The sequence below is a fragment of the Providencia sp. M-27 genome, from assembly GCF_011077905.1.
Taxonomy (GTDB): Bacteria; Pseudomonadota; Gammaproteobacteria; order Enterobacterales; family Enterobacteriaceae; genus Providencia; species Providencia huaxiensis.
On the sequence record NZ_JAALBT010000019.1, the window covers coordinates 57,608 to 65,356 of the forward strand.

A 7,749-nucleotide genomic window follows, 5' to 3' on the forward strand; every position below is an offset into this window, starting at 1 on the left:
TTGTGCCCAGCAAATTTCATTTTGGCGCTATTAAACACCATGTTGTTATTTTTCCTCTAGTTTAGCCGTTTTATTACGTATTTTTTCTGCAGATACCACCGCAATGGTGGCTCGATACCCCATAAGAATAGGCTTAGTTATGTTATTTATCTTAAAAAAATATATTGGTTCTCTATTGATGCCATTACCATTATTGCTCATCGTCGGGTTTATTGGGCTGCTTTTGCTCTGGTTCACACGCTGGCAGCGTTGTGGGAAGACGTTGACTACTCTAAGTTTAGTTTTCATAACCTTGTTAGGATTACAGCCTATTTCAGATACTTTGCTTGCCCCTGCAGAAAAGCAATTTAATAAACGCTATGAACTGATTACTGAAACACCTCCTCAAGATGTACGTTATATTGTTGTGCTAGGAGGTGGCTTTACATATAACCCGGATTGGAGCCCAAGCTCTAATCTATTGAATAATAGCTTACCTAGAGTGACTGAAGGTGTTCGCCTTTATCTTAAACACCCTGGTAGTAAACTTATTTTCACTGGCGGTAAAGCGAGTAGCACCATCAGCAGTGCCGAAGTTGCCGCACAAGTTGCGCAATCCTTGGGTGTCCCAGCACAAGATACTATCCCCCTCACTGAACCCAAAGATACACAAGAGGAAGCTTATGAAGTTGAAAAAATTATTGGGAAATCACCTTTTTTATTAGTAACTTCTGCTAATCACCTGCCTCGAGCGATGACCATGTTTACTCAACGAGGAATGACCCCTTTCCCTGCACCCGCAAATCAGTTGGTTATCACGAGTGAAATTAATCCATGGGAGAAATACATTCCTTCCTCATATTATTTTGGTCATAGTGAACGTGCTTGGTATGAATTTCTTGGTACCATTTGGTGGCATTTAAAACCCAATAATACACAAGCGTTAGAAGAACAGCTTGCCACGCCTGAAGCTATTGCTGCTGAATAACAACAAAAAAGGTGTAACCTATTGAGATTACACCTTTCGTTTAGCTAAATCGTATATTGGCCATTTTGGCTATTAAGAAAATACTGACTACTGAATAAATTGCTTTCTAACGAGTTCAAGATCTTCAGGGGTATCAACACCAGCGCCTGGCGTGGTTTTCGCAACATCCACATGAATTTTTTCTCCGTACCAAAGCACCCTAAGTTGCTCTAGCATTTCGATTTTTTCTAATGGACTCGCTTCCCACTTAATATAACGACGAATAAACCCTGCGCGATAAGCATATATACCAATATGGCGTAAAAAGGTATCACCTATTGTGTCTTGGCTTTTCGCAAAGTTGTCTCTATCCCAAGGAATGGTTGCCCGAGAAAAATACAGTGCATAACCTTCGTGGTCAGTAACAACCTTGACTGCATTTGGATTAAACGCTTCATGAGCATCATTAATGGGCACAGCCAGTGTCCCCATTTCAGCTTTGCTCCCCTGAAGGTTATGAGCCACTTGGCTTATAATCTCAGGTGGAATTAAAGGTTCATCACCTTGCACATTTACGATAATTTCATTGTCAGAAAAAGCGTATGTATCAATAACTTCAGCCAACCTTTCTGTTCCAGACTGATGATTTGGGTCTGTCATACAGGCTTCACCGCCTGCTTCAATCACCGCTTTAGCAACATCAGAGTGATCTGTCGCAACTATCACCCGGCTAGCCCCCGACTTAATAGCTTGCTCCATCACTCGAACAACCATTGGCTTGCCATGGATATCAGCCAAAGGTTTACCGGGTAGACGTGTTGATGCATAACGAGCAGGAATAATAACCGTAAACATGATGATTACTGGCCTTCATCTAATGAAACAGGGCGGGCTTCATTTTCTAGCAATACAGGGATGCCATCACGAATGGGATAGGCTAGATGATCAAACTTACAAATAAGTTCGAGGTTTTCTTTGTTATAACTTAATTTGCCGTGGCATACAGGACAGGCAACGATTTCAAGTAAACGGTGATCCATGTTTTCTCCTGAATGGATTTTAACTCACTTGGAGTCAGGATATCACATGCAGATATCACCGTTAACTTTAATCTTCCTGAATAAGATCTCCTGCGTGAGATGAGAGGATAAAAGCAGGAGAAATTGTTCTGTTTATTATTTAATAAGCAATAACGTCAGCTGCCGTTATGCCATTCGAATTACGAGTAACAGAGAACTCAACGTTTTGACCTTCGAATAATGATTTGATTTTTTTATTAGCAATTGACTTTGTTGTCACAAATACATCATCACCACCATTGAATGGGGAAATAAAACCGTAACCTTCTTTTGCATCAAACCATTTAACTCGACCCATATGTAATTGAAAATTCATATTAAAACTCCTTTTGTTCTGAGAACAATATTTTTTATCTTTGTATCATTACTCTTTCTTGCTTCCCATTTATAAACTGCTGATCTATTAATACATCAAAGAGTAATTAAACTTTACCAATTCATGCGCACAAATCATTGTGCATATTTTATAACGCTCATGTATGTAAATTTCAGACACCGCAAATCTACTGCGAAGTTAACAGTCTATTTTGACATTATGATGACAAAACACGATGACAGCGACTTTACAATATAGATTATGCGAGGATATGAAGACTAACTAAAGAACGGAGCGTAAAATTTAAGCTAGTATAAAATCCAATTATTAATGTATTGCATCTAGATACATAATAAGTGGATCTATATCACATTGGCGATATTATTATCACAGAGGAACGTTATAGACAAGTTTTTTTGTTATTTGTGATAAGTTTTTTTATTCCGCTTAAGATTTTTTCAGCGTCAGGAGCTTGCAAATGCGCTTGGACTGGAAGGAACCACCAATTGGGTTGTGCAAAAGCACGGCACTTTACAGCATCTTTTTCGGTCATCAATAAGTTTTGCTCATTTTTAACTAACCGTGAAAGCTGTTTTAATTCATATGACTGGTGATCAGCAAAAGCATGGGTACTAATGACCTCGGCCCCTTTATTTTCTAATGAGGCAAAAAAACGAGGAGGATGACCAATACCTGCCATTGCGATAACTGCAGGCAATTGTATAACCGCTCGTTTTTCACCACTAACAAGGTTACAAGCAACATCGCCTTCAAGGGCCATTAAAGCTTCATTTTTTTGAGCTTCACCACCGTTAACAATGACAGCGTTAACACTCTTCAAACGCCCAGCTCTTTCGCGCATAGGCCCTGCGGGTAACCACCACCCATTACCAAAACGACGTTGACCATCAATAACGACTATTTCGTAGTCACGTTGCAATGCATAGTGTTGCAACCCATCATCAGTAATAATTACATCTAGTGGAAACTTTTCTAGTAAGGCTTTAACTGCATCACTGCGCTTGGGTGCAACGGCTACAGGGGATTTAGTACGATGAAAAATTAATACAGGTTCATCCCCTGCAACTTCAGTTGTGGTCGTTTCATCGAGTATCAACGGGTACTTTTCAGCTTTACCGCCATACCCTCGAGAAACAACCCCCACGCGGTAGCCTTCTTTGGTGAGTGATTCCACCAACCAGATAACAACAGGGGTTTTACCATTCCCCCCCGCTGTCAGGTTTCCCACCACTACCACTGGAATTGGCGCTTTCCATGAACGTTTCAGCCCGATTTTATAAGCTATATCCCTAATTACCGTTACCAATCCATAAAGGAAAGACAACGGCAGTAATAAAAGATACAGCCATGATTTACCAGACCAAATACGTTCTATCATTGTTTAAACTGAATACTATGTAACTGTGAATATGCGCCATCTTGAGCTAATAGCGATTTATGGTCACCACGCTCAATGATCCGGCCATCTTGTACAACTAATATTTCATCCGCATTTTCTATCGTCGATAACCGATGAGCAATGACCAAGGATGTTCTATTTTTCTGTAACTCATCAAGAGCCGCTTGAATAGCACGCTCAGACTCTGTATCTAGTGCAGATGTTGCCTCATCAAGAATAAGAATTGGGGCGTCGCGTAGCAGCGCTCGAGCAATCGCTATTCTTTGACGTTGTCCGCCAGAAAGCATCACACCATTTTCGCCAATAACTGTATCTAGGCCTTTCTCAAGTTTAACAATGAAATCCATTGCATAGGCCATTTCTGCTGCTTTCTCTATTTGTTCGCGGCTGTAGCTACCGTCTGTTGCATAAGCAATATTATTCGCTATCGTATCGTTAAATAAATAAACATGTTGAGAAACTAACGCGACTTGGCTACGTAATGAGGATAATGTGTATTCACGGATATCATGACCATCAATTTGAATAGAGCCTTCATCAATGTCATAAAAACGTGTAATCAAATTTGCAATAGTGGACTTACCTGAGCCTGATCGCCCAACTAGAGCAACTGATTTCCCTGCAGGCAAAATAAACGATACATCATCTAACGCAGGATGTTCTTTGGTTGCATAGGTAAAGGTGACATGTTCAAATTTAATATCCCCTTTAACCTCTTTAAGTACTTTAGTTCCGTTATCTTTTTCTTGTTCCGAATCTAAGATTGCAAATAACGTTTGGCAAGCCGCCATACCACGTTGGAATTGTGAGTTAACGTTAGTTAATGATTTTAATGGACGCATCAAGGCAAACATTGATGAGAAAACAACTGCAATTGTTCCTGATGTTAATTCATCGCGAATTTCGGGAAAGCTCGCAGCATAAAGAACAAATGCTAATGCAAATGATGCAATTAACTGAACAATAGGGTCTGAGATTGCTGAAGCGGTTACCATTTTCATATTTTGACGGCGCATGTTGTTACTGACTTTATTAAAACGTTCAGTTTCAACTTTCTGCCCACCAAAAATTAAAACCTCTTTGTGCCCTTTTAGCATTTGTTCTGCACTTGCCGTCACATGCCCCATACCCGTTTGCATGTTTTTACTAATCTTACGAAAACGCTTAGAAACGATACGAATAGTGACTGATACAACAGGGGCGATCACGATTAAAATAAGAGAAAGCTGCCAGCTATAATAGAACATCATCGCAAATAACCCGATGATATAAGCACTTTCACGAATAATTGTAATTAATGCCCCAGAAGAAGAAGATGCAACTTGTTCTGAATCATAAGTAATTCTAGATAACAGTGTTCCTGTTGATTGTTGGTCAAAAAAACTAACGGGCATTCCCATCATATGGCCAAACAGTTTACGTCGCATGTTCATCACGACTTTACCTGCAACCCATGAAACACAATAGGTTGAAACAAAGCTAGACCCACCACGAACAACCATTAACCCTAACACCGCAAGCGGAAGCCATTTTAAAACGTCATTATCTGCTTTATCAAAGCCTTCATCCAATAAAGGTTTTAATAAAGAAATCATAAATGCGTCACCCGCTGCGTTTATGATAAGTGCTATTGCTGCAACGATTAAACCCGCTTTAAAAGGCGCAATTATCGGCCACAAGCGACGAAAAGTTTGTTTTGTCGAAAGGTCTTTATCATTCATACTTTTAATTACCAGACTTAATGTAAGCGCACTATTCTACTCGGGAAATAGCGGTAAGCCAAACCACAGATGATACCAGCGGGGCTGAATTTCATAGCGGTAACGTGAAGCTTGGACATTTCCCCTTTTAAACCATATAGTTAACTGACCATCTTCTGCTGTATTTAACCACTTAATATTACTATTTTTATATCTAAAATAGACTTTTGGCGACGGAATTTTCCATGCACTGTACCTTGCAGATGAGACGACTACCATTGAAGGTTGAACATTTCTTAACAATAAATCAGTTGATGAAGTGCTGCTTCCATGATGAGGGGCGAAAAGAAGATTCGAACGTAACCGGTTCTTGTACATTGCGACAAGTGATTTTTCCCCTTGTTTTTCGATATCTCCTGTTAATAAAATTTTATGAAACCCATCCGTCAATTGAATGACACAAGAATCATCATTATGCGATATTGGTGCTAACTTTTCAGGCCATAATACTTCAAAAGTTAATATTCCCCACTGCCATTTTTGACCTTTAAAACAGGGAAGGTGCTTCATCTTTTTTATATTATTAATATTATTACTTTTTTTCTTGTATGCCAAAGTATCCTGTGGCCCAAAACTACTTCTTACACTTAACCATGGGTATTGTTGAATTAAATAATTCACTCCCCCTGTATGGTCTAAATGATTATGGCTTAAAATTAAGCCAATAGGGGTTATATCATGATATTTAAGAAAAGGAACAATTTGACGCTGTGCATTACTCCCTTCTTTCCAAGTATTTCCAGTATCATAGAGAAATGCCAAGTCATTTTGCTCTATCACAACAGCTAAACCGTGCCCGATATCTAATACCGTCATTTTCCAGCCTTCTTTGAGTTGTTTACCACTTCCCCTTTCTAGAAAGATTGAGATAACCACACACCCAATAAGCCCAAAGTAACGTTTGTACCACTTAAATAAGATGACAATGATGCTTAGCCAACATATTAAGAATAAATAATAAGGTACATTAATGAACTCTGACCAAAAAGTACTGAAATAAGGTAATGGCTTTAACCCTAAATCTATCACCCTATCTATCACATATAGAAAAGACCGCTGAACTACCTCTATTGGCACTAAAAATACGATCAAAATAGCAGGGACAACACACCAAGAAATTAACGGAACAAACCAAATATTAGCCACTAATCCCATTATGTTAATACCATTAAATATAATAAGTTGCATTGGAATTAGTAAGATGAGCAAGCCTATTTGCAAATGTGCTAACCCTATAATTTTACCTTTTATCCCTCTAGCTAAATGGTAGGCTAATGGAAATATTGATAACCAATAGAGGATGGCTAGTACAGCGAAGCTAGATAACCAAAAACTATCTGACAAAATAGCCAATGGGTCAAATAGTAATATTCCCGCTATGCTCCAAAGCGCCCATTGCCAAGCAAAATGCCTTGCAGGCTTATTTCTAATATATACCCATAATAGTAAGGCAAACAGTGCCCGTGTTGCAGGGATAGCAAACCCCGAGATCCATGCATAAAAAATAGCTAGCACCATACCTATTACTACTGGAAGTATTTCACTAATATATTTTATTGGTAAAAAATATTGAATTCCTCGAGCAATAAGAAAACCAAACAAGTAGGCTAAACCAATATGTAAACCCGAGATAGCCATTAAATGTGTCAAACCTGTTTTCTGCAGTAAATAGGTTTGATCTGTAGGCAGTAAATTTCTATCGCCAAACATTAACCCATAAATAATTCCTTTATTAGATAATGAGCTAATTAGCTCCATATAGTTATAAATAATTTTTTGCCTTACAGAACACGCCATTTCTAATGGTTCTATTTTTTGGCTTTTCACCCCCCCTATAACCCTATTAGCTAAATAATAACGTTGTAGATTAAACCCGCCTTCATTTAGTGAACTATGCAATGGCTTTATTTTGCCATTGATCCGCCAAGACTGCCCTGCGCAAACAGTTTCCTTTGTTTTCCATGTAGCATATAACGGAGGAAAAACAATATGATTGTTAATTTTATCAATACGTACTTTAATTTTTTGCTCTTTGCTACTCAAAGGAATACCAACAATAACCACATCAATATCGTTATTTTTTTTAGATAGATAATTAATATGATTAATGATGTTAATTCCATGCCAATTGTAGCGCGGCGAAATATTTTGCATAAATAAGTAATCAATTCCGCATTATATAGACTCGGTTAAATTGCTGATTTTGCACTATGCAAAATTGATCACTA

At 38.5% G+C, this 7,749-nt stretch carries 7 protein-coding genes; 1 reads left to right on the top strand and 6 read right to left on the bottom strand.

The window, feature by feature from the left end; genetic code table 11:
- Positions 1 to 139 precede the first annotated feature (139 nt).
- Positions 140 to 967 carry an envelope biogenesis factor ElyC gene (gene elyC / locus G6Q48_RS19130; RefSeq protein ID WP_102138486.1) on the top strand — a complete coding sequence of 276 codons (828 nt, stop codon included), beginning with the start codon at positions 140 to 142 and terminating at the stop codon, positions 965 to 967.
- Between the two features lie 87 nt (positions 968 to 1,054).
- Here the strand turns inward: elyC and kdsB are convergent, their stop codons facing one another.
- The 6 genes from kdsB to G6Q48_RS19160 all read right to left on the bottom strand — a co-directional run bounded on the left by kdsB (position 1,055) and on the right by G6Q48_RS19160 (position 7,675).
- Positions 1,055 to 1,801, bottom strand: coding sequence for a 3-deoxy-manno-octulosonate cytidylyltransferase (gene kdsB / locus G6Q48_RS19135; protein WP_102138485.1), 747 nt, complete (start codon positions 1,799 to 1,801; stop codon positions 1,055 to 1,057).
- 5 nt (positions 1,802 to 1,806) lie between these two features.
- Positions 1,807 to 1,986 (bottom strand): Trm112 family protein, encoded by a 180-nt coding sequence (locus G6Q48_RS19140; RefSeq protein WP_004256203.1) that lies wholly within the window; start codon positions 1,984 to 1,986, stop codon positions 1,807 to 1,809.
- A gap of 139 nt (positions 1,987 to 2,125) precedes the next feature.
- On the bottom strand, positions 2,126 to 2,341 hold the full coding sequence (locus G6Q48_RS19145) for a cold-shock protein (RefSeq protein ID WP_102138484.1): 216 nt from the start codon (positions 2,339 to 2,341) through the stop codon (positions 2,126 to 2,128).
- A gap of 400 nt (positions 2,342 to 2,741) precedes the next feature.
- Positions 2,742 to 3,740, bottom strand: coding sequence for a tetraacyldisaccharide 4'-kinase (gene lpxK, locus G6Q48_RS19150; protein ID WP_166268064.1), 999 nt, complete (start codon positions 3,738 to 3,740; stop codon positions 2,742 to 2,744).
- Entirely contained in the window at positions 3,737 to 5,482 is a 1,746-nt protein-coding gene (gene msbA / locus G6Q48_RS19155) for a lipid A ABC transporter ATP-binding protein/permease MsbA (protein ID WP_166268065.1), read from the bottom strand. Before msbA ends, lpxK begins: the two co-directional genes overlap by 4 nt.
- 36 nt (positions 5,483 to 5,518) lie before the next feature.
- Positions 5,519 to 7,675 (bottom strand): DNA internalization-related competence protein ComEC/Rec2, encoded by a 2,157-nt coding sequence (locus tag G6Q48_RS19160; RefSeq protein WP_242685845.1) that lies wholly within the window; start codon positions 7,673 to 7,675, stop codon positions 5,519 to 5,521.
- Positions 7,676 to 7,749 lie beyond the last annotated feature (74 nt).